Origin of the sequence: Bacillus shivajii, from assembly GCF_020519665.1 — a bacterium.
GTDB lineage: Bacteria > Bacillota > Bacilli > Bacillales > Salisediminibacteriaceae > Bacillus_CA > Bacillus_CA shivajii.
Genome location: NZ_CP084703.1, coordinates 658441 through 674698 on the forward strand (window position 1 = coordinate 658441; position 16258 = coordinate 674698).

Genomic DNA, 16258 nt, shown 5'->3' on the forward strand with positions numbered 1-16258 from the left:
GAATATGATCGTGGAGGTGCAAAGATGGAAAGAATTACAAAAGATCAAGTAAAGCATGTCGCACATTTAGCACGCCTAGAGTTTACAGAAGGTGAAATTGAAAAGTTTGCTTATCAGCTCGATCAAATCATTGAATTTGCAGAACAGCTAAATGAAATTGATACGACAAATGTGGAAGCGACATCCCACGTTTTAGATGTGAAAAACGTCCTGCGAGATGATGAAGTTAAACCGTCTTTATCGAAAGAAGATGCGTTAAAGAATACAGATTTCCAGCAAGATGGACAAGTGAAAGTGCCAGCCGTTTTTGAATAAGGGGGGGGATAGTATGTCATTGTTTGACCATCGGATTGTGGACCTTCAACAACTTATCAATAAAAAAGAGTTAACAGTGATGGATCTTGTTGATGAAGCGTATAAGCGAATTCAAAAAGTCGACGGGCAAATCGGTGCCTTTTTACAATTAACAGAAGAACAAGCGAGACAGCAAGCGAACCAGTTACAAGATAAAATGGACAAAGGGGATCCTGTAAATACATTATTTGGAATGCCTGTTGGGATTAAAGATAACATTGTAACAAAAGGTGTTCGTACGACGTGTGCGAGTCAGCTTTTGAAAAACTTCGATCCCCTTCATAATGCAACAGTCGTTGAAAAACTTAACGACGCACAAGCGATCTCAATTGGTAAATTAAATATGGATGAATTTGCGATGGGATCATCAAATGAGAACTCAAGCTTTAACGTCGTGAAAAACCCATGGGATACAACGCGTGTTCCAGGTGGTTCAAGTGGCGGGTCTGCAGCTGCGGTTGCTGCTGGAGAAGTGCCTTTTTCATTAGGGACTGATACAGGTGGATCAATCCGGGAACCAGCCGCTTTTTGTGGTGTGGTTGGATTAAAACCGACATACGGTCGAGTCTCACGTTATGGTTTAGTCGCTTTTGCCTCGTCATTAGAGCAAATCGGCCCAATGACACGTACCGTTGAGGATAATGCATACATATTAAATACGCTAGCAGGTCACGACCCACTAGATTCAACAAGCGCAGGAAATGAAGTTCCTGATTATACGAAGGGTTTAACAGGTGACATTAAAGATTTAAAGATTGCTGTACCACAAGAGTATTTAGGTGAAGGGGTTAGCAAAGAAGTCCGTGAGCAAATTCAAGCCTCATTAAAAACTCTTGAAGATATGGGAGCAACATGGGAAGAAGTGTCGCTACCTCATTCGAAATATGCGATTGCTACATATTACATTATTGCATCATCAGAGGCTTCTGCGAACCTTGCACGCTTTGATGGAATCCGCTACGGAGAACGCGTTGAAGAAGGAGACCTTGTCGAAACATATAAAAAATCAAGAAGCCAAGGCTTTGGTGATGAAGTAAAACGTCGACTTATGCTAGGAACGTTTGCCCTTAGCTCAGGTTACTATGATGCTTATTATAAGAAAGCACAGAAAGTTCGTACATTAATTAAGCAAGACTTTGAAGATATTTTCTTGAAATATGATGTCATTGTCGGACCAACAACACCAACAACCGCATTTAAAATTGGTGAACAAATTGAGGATCCGTTAATGATGTACGCCAATGACATTTTAACTGTACCTGTAAACTTAGCTGGTGTTCCAGCAATTAGTGTCCCTTGTGGATTAGCGGATGGATTACCGGTAGGATTACAAATTATCGGAAAACATTTTGACGAAGAAACAGTTTATCGAGTTGCTCATGCGTTTGAACAAGCAACAGACCACCATAAGCTGAAACCTAAATTGTAAAGGGGGGATCATGATGAACTATGAAACGATTATTGGACTTGAAGTCCATGTAGAACTAAAAACGGCATCCAAGATTTTTTGCGGATGTTCAACAGCGTTCGGTGCTCCGCCAAATAGTCATACATGCCCTATTTGTTTAGGTCACCCTGGTGTTCTTCCGGTATTAAACAAAAAGGCTGTTGATTATGCGATGAAAGCTGCCATGGCCTTAAATTGTGAAATTGCTGATGTAACAAAGTTTGATCGTAAAAACTATTTTTACCCGGATAATCCGAAAGCGTATCAAATCTCCCAGTTTGATAAGCCGATAGGTGAGAATGGTTGGATTGAAATTGATGTGAACGGCGAGAACAAGAAAATAGGGATAACACGTCTTCATTTAGAAGAAGATGCAGGAAAGTTAAGCCACCTTGAAGGGGAAAAACAATCGTTAGTAGATTATAACCGGGCTGGCACTCCACTTGTTGAGATCGTTTCAGAGCCAGATATTCAAACCCCTGAAGAAGCGTACGCTTATTTAGAAAAACTAAAAGCAATCATGCAATATACAGAAGTCTCAGACTGTAAAATGGAAGAAGGATCATTACGCTGTGATGCAAACATTTCAATTCGTCCAGTTGGACAAAAAGAGTTTGGAACGAAAACAGAGCTAAAAAATTTAAACTCGTTTTCGAATGTGCAAAAAGGGATTGCTTATGAAGAATTGCGACAAGAAGAAGTGTTAAAATCAGGTGGGGAAATTATGCAAGAAACTCGTCGCTGGGATGAGGTTGAAAAGAAGACAGCCCTTATGCGAGTGAAAGAAGGATCTGATGATTATCGTTACTTTCCTGAACCTGATTTAGTTGATTTGTACATTGACGAAGAATGGAGAAAGGAAGTTCGCCAACAAATCCCAGAGCTACCTGATAGTAGACAAAAACGATATGTAAAACAGTACGATTTGCCAGAGTATGATGCTCAAGTTTTAACGCAGCAAAAAGAGATGAGTGATTTCTTTGAAAAAGGTTTAGATACAGGAGCACCACCAAAGCCACTTTCCAATTGGTTAATGGGTGAAGTCAATGGCTTTTTAAACGCCAATGATAAAGAGATAACAGACATCCCAATGACCCCTGAAGCACTTGGGAAAATGATCGGGTTAATTGAAAAAGGGACAATCTCTTCAAAAATCGCGAAAAAAGTGTTTAAAGAACTGATTGAAAATGGCGGCGATCCAGAGGAAATTGTTAAAGAAAAAGGGCTCGTGCAAATTAGCGATGAAGGCGAAATAACAACAATGGTTAATGACGTATTAGACTCAAATCAACAGTCAATTACTGATTACAAAAATGGGAAAGATAAAGCGATTGGTTTCCTCGTCGGGCAAGTGATGAAAGCATCGAGAGGGAAGGCGAATCCGCAAATGGTCAACCAACTGCTAGTTGAAGAAATAAAAAAGCGGTAAAGGGAATGGGCTTGGATATTGTGTTCCAGGCTCTTTTCTTTGTGTTTGAGAGGTAATCGCACGCGACAGGATGATCGCACGTGAGAAGGGATAATGGCACGTGAGATAGAGCCACCGCACGTGAGAAGTGGTAATCGCACGTGAGACAGGATGACCGCACGTGAGAAAGAGCCATCGCACGCGAGCAAGTATGATCACACGTGAGAAGAGGTGATCGCACGTGAGACAGAACTATCACACGTGAGAAGGGATGATCGCACGCGAGACAGGATGACCGCACGTGAGACAGGATGACCGCACGTGAGACAGGATGACCGCACGTGAGACAGGATGATTGCACGCGAGACAGGACGATCGCACGCGAGCAAGTATGATCGCACGTGAGCCAGCGTGATCGCACGTGAGAAGGAATGATCGCACGCGAGAAGGGATGAACGCACGTGAGAAGGAATGATCGCACGTGAGCCAGCGTGATCGCACGTGAGAAGGAATGATCGCACGCGAGCCAGCGTGGTCGCACGTGAGAAGGAATGATCGCACGTGAGACAGGATGATTGCACGCGAGACAGGACGATCGCACGCGAGACAGAGCCATCGCACGCGAGACAGGATGAACGCACGTGAGAAGGAATGATCGCACGTGAGACGGAATGATCGCACGTGAGCCAGCGTGATCGCACGTGAGAAGGGATGAACGCACGTGAGAAGGGATGAACGCACGTGAGAAGGAATGATCGCACGTGAGACGGAATGATCGCACGTGAGCCAGCGTGATCGCACGTGAGAAGGTATGATCGCACGTGAGCCAGCGTGATCGCACGTGAGAAGGAATGATCGCACGCGAGCCAGCGTGGTCGCACATGAGAAGGAATGATCACACGTGAGAAGAGGTGATCGCACGTGAGACAGAACTATCACACGTGAGAAGGGATGATCGCACGCGAGACAGGATGACCGCACGCGAGACAGGACGATCGCACGCGAGCAAGTATGATCGCACGTGAGCCAGCGTGATCGCACGTGAGAAGGAATGATCGCACGCGAGACAGGATGACCGCACGTGAGACAGGATGATTGCACGCGAGACAGAGCCATCGCACGTGAGCCAGCGTGATCGCACGTGAGAAGGAATGATCGCACGCGAGCCAGCGTGGTCGCACGTGAGCGAGGATAATCACACACGAGAATGTTCAAAATTGAATCTTTTTATTAAAGAATAACGTCTTATAAAGTAGTCACCCTTTTAGGAGGAATGAACGTGAAATTTATTTTTTTCGTTTTTACTATGATCTTATTCACAGCTTGTAGTGCGAACTCTACACAAGATGAGCCCTTTATTACTGGTGTCGTTGTACAAAAGAATGAATCAACGGTATTGGTTGTAGAAGGAATTGAATTTCATGGAGAGATCGATCAAGAAGAATGGTATAGTCACGATGCCGTTTCATTTTCTGTATCAGAAAATACTGAAGTGGTTCATGCCAACAATTCAGCTCTTGCATATCATGAAGTTCGAGAGGGAGACAAAGTTGAAGTTTGGCAACGTGGGGGAGTCAAAGAATCTTATCCGCTACAAACAGATGCTCGAAAAATTCGGGTCATTGAGGACTATGCCATCAATTAGGAGGATTATCCCTACAAGGGAAGAATATTTATATAGAGGTAATTTATATTCTACCTCGTATTAAAATGATTTAGGAAAAGGAGAAAACGTGTCATGAAGGTTAGGCGTTTATTAAAAGGAGAGGAAGCGCCCTATGATTTGTTGTTACTGGCAGACCCTTCGAAAAAAATAGTAGATCGTTATTTAGAGCGAGGGTTCTGCTACGTATCGGAAATAGAGGATGAAATCATCGGTGTCTTCGTACTGCTTTTTACAAAAGGTGATACGATTGAAATTGTAAATGTTGCGATTAGTGAGAAGTATCAAGGGATGGGACTAGGGAAGCAATTAGTTTTTCAAGCAATGGAGGAGGCTAAAAATCTTAAGGGGAAAACCGTAGAAATAGGGACTGGAAACTCAAGTATTAGTCAACTTGCCTTATACCAAAAGTGCGGATTTCGTATAGTAGATATTGAAAAAGACTTCTTTTTGAAACATTACGATGAAAAAATAGTTGAAAATGGGATTCAATGTATGGACATGATTCGTTTGAGGCGAGAAATCTAAACCAATAGAAAAGACCTTACAAGTTCAAGTAACGGGTTCAGTTTTGGGAGATAAAAATGTTAATAAAAATAGAAATAACATAAAAATCAGTACACATTTCACAACTTATTTAACAGTATATATAGCAATCAAAAACGCTCCGATTTTTCTGAGCGTTTTTATCTTAAGATTTAATTTCTCTTATTCAACTAAAGCTACCCTATATTATTTTTCACCATCTATTTCTAATCCATCTACCTTTTGCCGTATCCCAATTATCAAGTTCAACTTTATTGTAAAGCTTTTCTATTTCACTATAAGTTTGGAGCCAACTTTTTTCAAACCTATGCAATTGAGAATTATTACAATAAGTTAATACTTTAAATACAAAGCTATCCTTTCCATATTTTTTAAAATCCTCATTTATCTCTTGATAACTATGTTTTCCTGATTTCATAGAGGATGCGTGAGATTTTAACCTGCCAAAGATATGATGTGAACTACCTACATAAAATCGATTAGTTTTGATGTTTTGAAACACATATATACCTATTAAATCTTGCGTATCGAACCTATATTTTTCTTTTCCTAATTCCCATACATCATCAAACGATAAAGGGTGATTTAAATACTTTATTTCCCATTCAGTAAAATTTTTCCTTGTTGTTTTCATCCCCATTTTGCTCACTCCTAATAATATCATAGATTTTCTTGCACTAAACTGCCGTTGAATAAGCTCATTCTATTTCTCTCATATACATCTTAACTTAAAATCCCAAATTTCCTTTTCAAAAAATAGAACGAACCGTTTTCATCACATATCACATTTAAAATAACATATCTTTTAACACTCGTTTTAGCACCTTAATTACACGCTGTACATAAATCTATGTAAGTTCTCTAATATGGTTGCTATTTACTATGTCAATCTGGGTGTTTAAAAAATAAACGTTGTCATATCAATAAAAATAGGAGTACGAAACGCTATACGAATTGTACTCCTATTTAGTGTGTAATTTAGTGTTTTCTCTCCCATTACTGAACTCGTTAAAGTTCAAGTAAGGTCTTTCTTTATTTTAATAATCTATAGAGCAACCGAACCTGGTTCATATCCTATCATGGATCCGAACCTCTTCGGGCAAGAGACTACTATTTAAAGAATTGGTGCTTTTCGAGTTTTCGTCGCTTGTTCGTAAGCGTATGCGAGTTTCAGTAAGGTTGGTTCGGAATATGCAGAACCAGTAAATGTTAAACCGACGGGTTCACCATCTGAAGTGTATCCAGAAGGAACAGTTACAGAAGGATAGCCTGCTTTCGCCGGAATGAACGCTCCGAGATTGTTAGGATAAACGAGCGCGTCTAGATCGTGTTCTTGTATAACTGAATCTATCCCATTTTCTTTTGCTTGATATTGGTCGAAAGCGAGTGCTGTTAAATAAGCTGGTTCTGTTAAAGTTCCACTCGTCCTTTCTGATTTTTCTAGAATAGTTTGTCCGAATTTAAGTGTCTTTTCAGGTTCTTTTAGATTAAATTCAATGACGTCAGCTAATGTACGAATCGTCGTATTGTCAGCAAAATGTTGTAAATACGCATTTAAGGCTGGCTTAAATTCATGGACCATAACATCGATATTCCATGAGGCTTCTTTAGATGGGGGAGTTACATTTCGAACGACATTCGCTCCTAACTCTTCGAGCTTCTTTATCGAAGCATCAATAACGAGCTTTTTCTCCTCGGTTAAGTAATCGAATGAGCCGTCGTCGGCAACACCTATTTTTGCTCCTTGTAAGCCGCTTTCGTCTAGAACTGATGTGAAGTCAAATTCAGAGATTTTCCCGTTCGTCTTTGTTACTGGATCATCATTGTCTACAGCAATGATCGTATTTAACATCAATGCAGCATCTTTCACAGTACGAGTCATAGGACCAGCTGTATCTTGTGAATGCGAGATAGGAATAATGCCTGTTCTGCTTACCGCGCCGACTGTTGGCTTAACGCCGACTAATGAGTTTTGGCTAGCAGGGCTTAAAATCGAACCAGATGTTTCTGTACCGATAGCTAGAACCGCAAGATTTGCAGCGATGGCAGATCCTGATCCTGAGCTAGATCCTCCGCAGTCAAAATCTTTCCCATATGGATTGAGGACTTGTCCTCCTCTAGAACTGTAACCACTTTTCATTCCCTCTGACATAAAGTTCGCCCATTCGGTCATGTTTGTTTTGCCGAGAATGATGGCACCAGCTTCTCGAAGTTTTTTTACGACAAATGAGTCATCTTTTGCGTATGCGTCCTTCATTGCTAATGATCCGGCACTTGTATGCATGTTGTCTGCAGTGGCAAGGTTATCTTTAATTAAAACAGGGATGCCGTGCAGTGGACTACGTGGTCCGGTCGATTTTCGTTCATGATCTAAAGCCTCTGCGATATGGAGAGCATCAGGATTCATTTCTAAAATGGCGTTTACACCATCTTCTCCTTTGTCAAACTGTGAAATCCGTTGAAAATAAAGGAGAACGAGCTCTTTTGCGGTTAAGGTATCCTCTTCATATAAGTGTTGGATCTTTTCAACTGTTAATTCTTCTAACTTTTCGTCATAAAAATGCTGTAATTTTGGGCTGAGCATAAGAATCATGTCCTTCCTAGTCCATTTGAAAAAATGTTGGTGGTCTCATTTGTATTGTTTTTAATGGTAGCGCATCAAGTAAGATTTCACAATTTATAAGTAATGAGTTTTCTAATTTTTTTACATAAATATTGCGTAAGTTTTTGTATTTTTCTTATATATATGATTAAACAAGATCATGTTTATAGAAAAGTGAGGATAGAGAGTCCTATCTAATCAGAAGAGTGATGATTACGATTAGCACGTTTTTCTTCGCCTTTACTCTAATCCTCACTATGATATAATCACAAACGTGTGTTTGAGGTGTAACCTTGTATATATATGGTGGGGGTTGGAGACACTGTTATTCAACGTGTTTCGATAAACTAGGAGGGATAGTTTGAGTGACTTTGTGAAGTGCATCTTTTTTATATTAAGTATTGTTAGCTTTTTTATTGGTACGATTGCAGGAATCATTACTTCGATTTCCTTATTTACAGGTACAGAAGTTTTAATACATTCGTGGACAGCTGTCGTTCTATTTGCGGCAGGAACGTTCTTTTGGATCATTCCATTACAAGTCATTGATTGGTTACATTTTATTCCCGTACAGCGACGTATTAAAAGGATCATTTATCCATATGTAGTGACTTTCCTTCAAGTAGGGTTATTTGTTTTTTATATCATTGGATTAAATTCTCGAGTGACCGACTTAGTTTTCACAAATATGGGTTTAATCATTTATTCAGTCGTCATCGTGCTACTGACGAAAGTGTTGTTAACGTGGCTTGCAAGCTATGCAAGAAAAGTCCAAAAGGAAAGATGGCAATTAACGGTCCACAAACAGTAAACAATCATACAAAAGCCGAGAGCTCTATGGACAGAGTATCTCGGCTTTTATGATATAAGTGTTGTATAAGTGTAAGTAATAATTGTGGTTGCTGATAAAACGCCGGCGGTGAAGGCCATCGTTTTTATATAAGAGCTAAAGGATTGTTTTTTTATCAAAATGATGATCGCAAGTAGCACTCCTAATACAGAAACGAGTAAGGCAGATGGTTCACCTGCACCTGTAGGAGAGAGTAAATGCATCAATAAGTAAGCTTGAAAACCGATTAAAAATAAGAAAATATAAGGTAAGAATTTCATTTACTACAGCACCTCATTTGCTTGTTAACGTTGAAAAGATGTATGTCATCGAGAGAAGTTCAAGATCTCTTAAATTGCGTGATTTCTTACCTATATTATACCAGATGATGTGTGTCATAAATAGACTGCGATTTTCATAAGAACGCTGTTATACTCCATGTAATAAAAGGGAGGAGTGGTTTGTATGGCGTATTTGTATCATATCGTTCCAAGAGAAATGAAAGGGAAGGATCTTTTGCCGTTAAATAAGTTAAAAGAAACAGAAATAGACCTTTATGAGAAGTATACTGAAAAGTATATGGATCACCCAAGACGGAAGAAGCTTCTGAAGCGGAAAATCCCGAAAATGAATTGTTATTGGAATGATGTGATTCATATGTTGCCTATTGACCCACGGAAAGTTTATTATGCGTTGCGGGAAGCAGGGATGCGAGAAAGGGAATTATCGTTTTATCAAATTCCGCTATCGTTATTTGCTGATGATAATGAATTTGCATTTTACCATTACCGGCCAGAGGCCTATCAAGGACCAGGAGAAGATTTGTTAGATTCTGAGATTACGCTCATAAAACGTGCTGAGCTCCAAATGTTGGAGAATTTGCGACCTGAGACGAAAGGATATTATAAAGAGAGTATTCGTGAAAATCGCCCATTTGGTCTGTTTCACTATGTACCACATGTGTTTTATAAAGGAACAATAAATATTAGTGATGTGAAAGTTGTGAAATGGAATGAAGGTTAGAGGGTTTTAATCTATGTACCTCATAATATTCCAAATCCCCCCCGGTTGCTTAGTACCTAGGGGGAATCGTGAATCATTCATTTATTAACGTTCATCGTTTTTGTAAACAGTTATTCCGTTAACGATCGTTTCTTTTACTTGAGTATAAGCGTGGAAAGGGTGTTCCGTCCAAATGACAAGGTCGGCATCTTTTCCTTCTTCTAAGCTTCCTACTTGACCTTCAACACCGATATGACGTGCAGCTTGGCTTGTGATAGCTTTAAATGCTGATTGTTCATTCAAACCAAATTTGACAGCGGTAGCTGCTGCTGTTGTTAAATATTCAATCCCGATCACAGGGTGATCTGTAGTGATGGAAAATGGAATGTTGTATTTATTAAGCTCTAACAGTGTATGGTATCCTTTGTCTGCCAATTCAACTTTGGATCTCGTTGACATCGTTGGTCCTACAGAGACTTGTACTTCAGATTCTGCAATACGTTCAGCGATTAAATGCCCCTCTGTACAATGTTCAATTGTCACTTCAATATCAAATTCTTTTGCAAGTCGAAGTGATGTAAGAATATCATCTGCTCGGTGTGCATGTGTACGGAGAGGGATCTCTTTTTTTAATACCGGAAGTAGCTGTTCCATACGTAAGTTTCTCTCTTTCACTTCTCCTGCTTCTTTTTTCTTTAAGTAATCTTGTGCTTGCATAAATGTTTGTCGCATAAGTGCCGCAGTCCCCATTCTTGTCATGGGGCTTACTTTTTTGCCACTGTAAACACGCTTCGGGTTTTCACCGTAGGCCCCTTTCATGCCGGAAGGAGAGCGTAACAACATATCGTCAACGATATGACCGAATGTCTTTAAAACAACCATTTCTCCTCCGATAACATTTGCACTTCCAGGCATGACTTGAGTTGTGGTGATTCCGTGTTGGCGAGCATCTTCAAAACCTTTTTCGAGCGGGTTAATCCCATCAAGTGCACGAATGTGAGGTGTCGTCGGCTCGGACGTCTCATTAAAGTCCTGTCCTTCAAAACCAAACCCTGATTCATGGACACCAAGGTGCGTATGTACATCGATAAGTCCTGGTGTAACATATCCACTATTACAATCAATAACCTCTGCATCAGTTGGAACGTCTATGTTTTCACCGACAGTAATGATTTTCCCTTCATCAATAAGAACCGTCCCATTTTCGAACGTTTGACCGTTTCCGTCTAAAATCTTTGCATTCGTATAAGCTTTCAATTGAAGAACCTCCTTTAAAGTTTCATAAGAATTTATTTCGATACTCAAAATAATTTTCCTGCAAAAAAAAGAAGCAAAATCAACTGATTAAGCTTCTTGTTCTCGAGATGATTGGTTATTTTTAATGTTATTCCAAGTAATTTGGAGAAGCAATTGCATATGGTAGTATACGGCCGATGCTGCAATACCGATCATAATACTCGTAATGGATTCTTGAATCGTAAAGAAAAACTGGCCACTTGCCATTGAAGTGACACCGAAGTAAATCATTGCAACAATGACTCCGGCTAACCCATATAGTCCGAACGTTTTAACGTAGGACTGTACTTCTGTGACAATTTTATCTTTATGTTTTTTTAGTAAGTGGTCAATGATGTAGGATGCAGGAATTCCTCCTAAAATAAACACAGGAGCTGTATAGAACGTATAAATTCCTACTAACATACCAAAACTTAATTGTTCTTGACCTAAAAACGACACATGAAAACCGGCAATGAGGGTACTAAACATCACAACAGACACCATACTTATGAACAATTTGTGAAAGAAAGATGACATTTTTGTGAACCTCCTTTTTTATTATTTTACAAGAAAGGGAAAGAAAATGGTTATGATTTTGCTCACAAATAGAAAAAAATTTTTTGTTCGTTGGGCGGGTGGAGGATTTTCATTCTCTTTCTTATCTAACAATGATATACTGACGATGTAAAAGTGCCGAAAGTATGCCATTCTCGGAGGAGAATAACAATGAAAAAAGCGAGATTAATTTATAATCCTACTTCTGGTAGAGAACAAGTAAAAAAACAATTGCCATATATATTACAACGACTCGAAAAAGCAGGCTATGAAACTTCTGCTCATGCAACAACAGGGAAAGATTGTGCTAAACGTGCAGCAATGCTTGCGTGTGAACGTGGGTTTGATTTTGTGATTGCTGCAGGTGGTGATGGCACAATTAATGAAGTTGTCAATGGAATTGCAGAACAAGAGGTTCGTCCGTCGTTAGGGGTTATTCCTGCAGGAACGACGAATGATTTTGCGCGAGCGCTACACATCCCTCGAGATATTGTAAAGGCATGTGATGTTTTAACAGAAGGGCGTCTTCAATCCCTTGATGTTGGTAAAGTGGAAGAAGAGTACTTTATTAATATTGCGGGAGCGGGGACATTAACAGAGTTAACATATGAAGTGCCTAGTCGTTTAAAAACGATGATGGGACAAGTTGCATACTATGTTAAAGGGTTTGAAAAGCTTCCGAGAATAAAACCAACTCATGTAACGATTGAATATGATGGAAAATGGTTTGAAGGAGAAATCATGCTCTTTCTCGTATCAAATACGAATTCAGTCGGTGGTTTTGAAAAGTTAGCGCCAAATGCATTTTTAAATGATGGGCTTTTCGACTTAATCATTTTAAAGAAGACGAATTTAGGTGATGTTGTTAGATTGACAGGGGCAGCACTCCGTGGTGAACATATTAAAGATGAAAGAATTATTTATGTTCAAGCAAGTCGTATTAAAGTTCATAGTCGAGATCAGTTACAGTTAAATCTCGATGGTGAGTATGGTGGGACGTTACCAGGACAATTTGTCAATTTGCATAATCATATACAAGTAATGATTCCAAACAAGAAGCTTTCTTGCTTTCAGGAATTGTATTAAAAAAGCAATTGGAGTATTTGGCTCCAATTGCTTTTAAACTTTTTCGGAATATATTTAAGGGGGGCTTAGTGTGTGTCATTCATAAACTCCTCAAAAAAGTAAGGTAGAAATTATCATCAAAATCCAATTGATTAGTCCGAGGGCTCCGAAAAAATAATGAACAAATAATAGCCGATCGAGCTTTTTGAAAATACCTCCTAAAAGGCTGGGGCTAATTTTCAATCCGTTCATAGGCGTGAAGAGCTTTTAATGTTTGGACGGTCAGCCAGCTTTTCCACTCAGGCTTTGCTTTTTCTTCCCATACTTCTCGATATTGGCCCCACTCCCAAAATGGAACCCATGATCCATCAGAGGTTTGGTTTTCAATTTCATAATCTAAATTTTTATTGATGGCATCTCTTAAAACATTCGCAAGTGGTGAGTTCGGTGTTGGAGCCGACCATAAGGGCTTAGCGCAATAGTTACTCCATTTTGCAGTGTCATAGGTGATGATATCTTTCGCTTGCTCACGTAGTATATCGATAATCATCGCTTTACCAGGGTCAGGCATTCCATTTACTAGTCTTACATAGCATAAGAGTTCATGGAACTCTAAAGGTTTGTTCACGTTTTCAATGTATTGAAAAACGTGGTCGTGCAAAGATGGCAAAAGGTTGCGTGTCATGCATTGCGGATAGATGTGATAATAGCCAACAATTTCAGCACCTGGATTTGCTTCAAATGTCTTTGTATCTTGCGAATACGACCACCAGTCAGCTCGTGGATAATCATTCATGTGAGACAACTTTAATGGCCAATAACCATATTTCTCATATACGTTCGTAAAATAACTCATCATCGATTTTACAATTGGATGTTTCCATGGTGCATTCACTTCTCGGACAAATTGCATCCCAATCGAGGTAGCAATAGGACTAGAATGAGGTGAGCGGATATCAGGTTCTATACTATGTCCGAGGCCACCATCATCATTCTGATATGCCACTAAAGCATTTAATACATCATCATTTGAACCATCTAAGAAATGAAATTCAAACAAACGTTGATCAACTTCACGGCCGTACGTCATGACATAATGAGCAGCCTGTTCAAATTGAACTGTTGTAAGTTTTTTCATCGATTCGCTCCTTGTATGACAAAGTGAGTTCCATGTTAAAAAGCCGGACGATTATATGAAATCGGCACATTTTATGGAAAAATGAGGGAAAAACAATTAAATCTCTGAAACTATTTAGGGATTTTAACGTAGAACAATTTAGCCATCCAAATATTTTATTATTACATTTTACCACAAAATAGTTGGGAAATTATAACATTTACTTAAATTCACAGAAAATTGTTAGGGACCAGGTCCCGTAAAGATTTGTGAACAATTACCTAGTTGGTTTTCTAGGAATCTATGTGAATCAATTTCCGTGATCGAAATTAGCTGAAGACAAGCCCTCGGGAAAGCGTCCGTCTGAAGTGGAGTTCACGCTCACATTTTGAATTTCCCATCTTATTTTGAGTTATGAAATTGTTTCATGTAAATAACGTTGTTATAAAAAATCTTTAATGAAGGAGATAGCTGATGAGTGAATATGCATTAAGCGTCAAAGAGTTGACGAAAAAAGTAAAGGGAAATAAACGAATCGTCGATAACGCTACGTTTCAAGTAAAAAAAGGTGAAATTATGGGTTTGTTAGGACCGAATGGAGCTGGGAAAACGACTACGATTCGTATGATTGTTGGGTTAATCTCAAAAAATGAAGGAACGGTACTTATTAACGGAAAAGATATGGACCAAGATGGTCAAATGATTAAGAGTGAAGTAGGGGCGATTGTAGAAAATCCAGCATTTTATGATCATATGAGCGGGTATAAAAATTTATTGCAATATGCGAGAATGGCACGTGTTCCAATTGAAAAAGATCGTATCGATGAAGTTGTAAAGCTCGTAAAACTTGATCATGCGATTAATGACAAAGTGAAAAAATATTCGCTTGGCATGAAGCAACGTTTAGGTGTAGCCCAGGCAATTTTACATAAGCCGACGCTGTTAATTTTAGATGAGCCAACAAACGGGCTAGACCCTCAAGGGATTCGAGAGCTTCGTGATTACTTGAAGGTTCTTGCATCCGAAGGCACATCTACCCTCGTATCGTCTCATTTATTAAGTGAAATGCAACTTATGTGTGACCGGGTAACGATTATGGAGAAGGGAAAAATCATTGATATTTCTGAGTTGTCATCACTTGATCAAAGCAACGAAAAATCGCTAAATCCAGTAAGTTTTACAGTCAGTGACATTGAAATGGCAAAACAGAAAGCCGAACAAGTACAATATGAGGTCGTAAAAGCAAGTGAACGAATAATTACTTTCAATTTATTAAATGACGATATACCGAAAGTCAATCGCATGTTCGTAAAGGCAGGAATCGATGTATATGCGATTGAATCGGCGAAAACTTCACTTGAAGATAAATTTATTGAGTTAACATCGGTTGCAGCTAATCAAACAGATAAGGGGACGGTGGCAAATAATGATACAGCTAATTAAAAATGAATGGATTAAGCTATGGGCAAAAAAACAGTCATGGATCTTTTTAATTGCTATCGTTGTATTTACCTTTATCACAGGGCTTATCTATAGTAATTTTAATGAACCTCATACAGAAGGAACCACTGAGAACTGGGAAGTTGGCATACAAACTCAAATTGAACATAATGAAGAGGCTTTAAGTTCAGGTGATGTTGAACAATGGGAAAGAGAAATGCTTGAGAGAGAACAAGAATACAATCAAGCAGTGGTAGATGCTGGTGTGAACCCTTATGAAACGAATAACTTTGTTTTTATGAATGAAGTGATGCTTGGTGTTGCCTCGTTTATTACACTTTTTAGTGTCATTGTGGCCAGTTCAATTGTGTCGTCAGAACTTGCCAGTGGAACGATTAAACAGCTAGTTATTCGACCATTTGAAAGGTGGCAATTTCTTTTAGCGAAGTTTCTCACAGTGATTTTTTATTCATTGATTCTCGTGATTACGCTTGTTATTGTAAATTGGCTTGTCGGAACAATCTTTTTTGGGCAAGGAAGTTTGAGTGCTCCAATCATTGAAAGACCGTTTGATGGTGAAATCATACAAACGACCGTTGGCACAATGCTTCTTTCAAAGGTTGGATTGTATACGCTGAATATGTTTATGTTTGTTATTATTTCGTTTTCGATATCAACGTTGTTTAAGAGTCAATCTTTAGCAGTTGGAATTGGGATTTTTGCATTGTTCTTCTCGAGCATGTCACAAGGGTTTACAATGCTTTTGGAAGATTCAGTATGGTACAAATTTATCTTAATTCCTCACTTAAATTTACAGCATTACGCAACACATGACACCTTAATGGAAGGTGTCACAATGCCATTCTCATTAATGATATTAGCAGTTTATATGATTCTCCTTTTATCGATAACAACACTATTATTTCAAAAACGTGATATTAGTTATTAATCA

At 39.0% G+C, this 16258-nt stretch carries 16 protein-coding genes; 10 read left to right on the plus strand and 6 right to left on the minus strand.

Features of this window, described 5'->3' with window-relative positions:
* Positions 1-24 precede the first annotated feature (24 nt).
* From gatC to LGQ02_RS03215, 5 genes are all read left to right on the plus strand, one after another.
* Positions 25-315 (plus strand): Asp-tRNA(Asn)/Glu-tRNA(Gln) amidotransferase subunit GatC, encoded by a 291-nt coding sequence (gatC, locus tag LGQ02_RS03195; protein WP_226516795.1) that lies wholly within the window; start codon positions 25-27, stop codon positions 313-315.
* 13 nt (positions 316-328) lie between these two features.
* Positions 329-1783 (plus strand): Asp-tRNA(Asn)/Glu-tRNA(Gln) amidotransferase subunit GatA, encoded by a 1455-nt coding sequence (gene gatA, locus LGQ02_RS03200; protein ID WP_226516796.1) that lies wholly within the window; start codon positions 329-331, stop codon positions 1781-1783.
* Between the two features lie 13 nt (positions 1784-1796).
* Positions 1797-3230: an Asp-tRNA(Asn)/Glu-tRNA(Gln) amidotransferase subunit GatB gene (gene gatB, locus LGQ02_RS03205; RefSeq protein ID WP_226518201.1), complete on the plus strand. Its 1434-nt coding sequence runs from the start codon at positions 1797-1799 to the stop codon at positions 3228-3230.
* Between the two features lie 1258 nt (positions 3231-4488).
* A complete protein-coding gene (locus LGQ02_RS03210) occupies positions 4489-4854 on the plus strand; it encodes a DUF3221 domain-containing protein (protein WP_226516797.1) in 366 nt (121 codons plus the stop codon).
* A 93-nt stretch (positions 4855-4947) separates the two neighbouring features.
* A complete protein-coding gene (locus tag LGQ02_RS03215) occupies positions 4948-5400 on the plus strand; it encodes a GNAT family N-acetyltransferase (RefSeq protein WP_226516798.1) in 453 nt (150 codons plus the stop codon).
* 211 nt (positions 5401-5611) lie between these two features.
* On the opposite strand, the gene LGQ02_RS03220 is transcribed toward LGQ02_RS03215, so the two are convergent.
* Both LGQ02_RS03220 and LGQ02_RS03225 read right to left on the minus strand, forming a co-directional pair.
* Positions 5612-6058: a GIY-YIG nuclease family protein gene (locus LGQ02_RS03220; RefSeq protein ID WP_226516799.1), complete on the minus strand. Its 447-nt coding sequence runs from the start codon at positions 6056-6058 to the stop codon at positions 5612-5614.
* Between the two features lie 474 nt (positions 6059-6532).
* Positions 6533-8002: an amidase family protein gene (locus tag LGQ02_RS03225; RefSeq protein ID WP_226516800.1), complete on the minus strand. Its 1470-nt coding sequence runs from the start codon at positions 8000-8002 to the stop codon at positions 6533-6535.
* 379 nt (positions 8003-8381) lie between these two features.
* Here LGQ02_RS03225 and LGQ02_RS03230 point away from each other — a divergent pair, with 379 nt between their 5' ends.
* A complete protein-coding gene (locus tag LGQ02_RS03230; protein ID WP_226516801.1) occupies positions 8382-8831 on the plus strand; it encodes a hypothetical protein in 450 nt (149 codons plus the stop codon).
* A 47-nt stretch (positions 8832-8878) separates the two neighbouring features.
* Here the strand turns inward: LGQ02_RS03230 and LGQ02_RS03235 are convergent, their stop codons facing one another.
* Positions 8879-9130 carry a hypothetical protein gene (locus tag LGQ02_RS03235; RefSeq protein WP_226516802.1) on the minus strand — a complete coding sequence of 84 codons (252 nt, stop codon included), beginning with the start codon at positions 9128-9130 and terminating at the stop codon, positions 8879-8881.
* 184 nt (positions 9131-9314) lie between these two features.
* On the opposite strand from LGQ02_RS03235, the gene LGQ02_RS03240 reads away from it, so the two are divergent.
* On the plus strand, positions 9315-9872 hold the full coding sequence (locus LGQ02_RS03240) for a group-specific protein (RefSeq protein WP_226516803.1): 558 nt from the start codon (positions 9315-9317) through the stop codon (positions 9870-9872).
* Between the two features lie 84 nt (positions 9873-9956).
* Here LGQ02_RS03240 and LGQ02_RS03245 read toward each other — a convergent pair whose 3' ends face one another.
* Complete coding sequence (locus tag LGQ02_RS03245; RefSeq protein ID WP_226516804.1) at positions 9957-11108, minus strand: amidohydrolase; 1152 nt, start codon at positions 11106-11108, stop codon at positions 9957-9959.
* A gap of 87 nt (positions 11109-11195) precedes the next feature.
* Positions 11196-11666: a hypothetical protein gene (locus LGQ02_RS03250; RefSeq protein ID WP_226516805.1), complete on the minus strand. Its 471-nt coding sequence runs from the start codon at positions 11664-11666 to the stop codon at positions 11196-11198.
* Positions 11667-11855: 189 nt separating this feature from the next.
* On the opposite strand from LGQ02_RS03250, the gene LGQ02_RS03255 reads away from it, so the two are divergent.
* Positions 11856-12770, plus strand: coding sequence for a diacylglycerol kinase (locus tag LGQ02_RS03255; RefSeq protein ID WP_226516806.1), 915 nt, complete (start codon positions 11856-11858; stop codon positions 12768-12770).
* Between the two features lie 211 nt (positions 12771-12981).
* On the opposite strand, the gene LGQ02_RS03260 is transcribed toward LGQ02_RS03255, so the two are convergent.
* Positions 12982-13887 carry a hypothetical protein gene (locus tag LGQ02_RS03260; protein ID WP_226516807.1) on the minus strand — a complete coding sequence of 302 codons (906 nt, stop codon included), beginning with the start codon at positions 13885-13887 and terminating at the stop codon, positions 12982-12984.
* Positions 13888-14340: 453 nt separating this feature from the next.
* Here LGQ02_RS03260 and LGQ02_RS03265 point away from each other — a divergent pair, with 453 nt between their 5' ends.
* Positions 14341-15309, plus strand: coding sequence for an ABC transporter ATP-binding protein (locus LGQ02_RS03265; protein ID WP_226516808.1), 969 nt, complete (start codon positions 14341-14343; stop codon positions 15307-15309).
* Complete coding sequence (locus LGQ02_RS03270) at positions 15293-16255, plus strand: ABC transporter permease (RefSeq protein ID WP_226516809.1); 963 nt, start codon at positions 15293-15295, stop codon at positions 16253-16255. The genes LGQ02_RS03265 and LGQ02_RS03270 overlap by 17 nt, the downstream gene beginning before the upstream one ends.
* Positions 16256-16258 lie beyond the last annotated feature (3 nt).